This is a genomic window from Oleiphilus sp. HI0123, from assembly GCF_001635315.1.
On the sequence record NZ_LWGE01000345.1, the window covers coordinates 1 to 554 of the forward strand.

General features: G+C 41.9%; 1 protein-coding gene. It reads right to left on the reverse strand.

Annotated elements, in window-relative coordinates:
* Positions 1-9: 9 nt before the first annotated feature.
* Positions 10-486 carry an RNA pyrophosphohydrolase gene (locus tag A3761_RS03295; RefSeq protein WP_068509047.1) on the reverse strand — a complete coding sequence of 159 codons (477 nt, stop codon included), beginning with the start codon at positions 484-486 and terminating at the stop codon, positions 10-12.
* Positions 487-554 lie beyond the last annotated feature (68 nt).

The window sequence follows — 554 nt, forward strand, 5'->3', positions numbered from 1 at the left end:
ATAGGTGGCTTAGTTCTTAAATAAGTCAGTTGATAACTCTTTCATTGCTCTTCGGTATACCTCTCGCTTAAATGAGACAACCTGACCCAGCGGATACCAATAACTTACCCACTGCCAACGATCGAACTCGGGGCTCACGTTCCGATCTACAGATATGCTTGAGTCAGCACTCAGCATGCGTAACATATACCACTTTTGTTTCTGTCCGACGCATAACGGTAAGGAGTTATGGCGAATCATTTTCTTGGGTAATCGATAGCGTAACCAACCCTTTGTTTTGGCCACAATCTGTACATCTGAAGGCTGCAAACCTATTTCTTCATTCAATTCACGGTAAAGTGCTTCATCAGGAGTCTCATCAACTTTGATTCCACCTTGCGGAAACTGCCAAGAATTTTGTCCGATTCGCCTTGCCCAAAGTACCTCATTAAATTCGTTTGCGAGAATAATTCCGACATTTAATCTGAAACCGTCAGAATCTATCACTCTCTAATTTCCCGTCTATAGATATTTACATTGCCTTCATTCTTTCAGAATTTGCCCGATACAGCAAA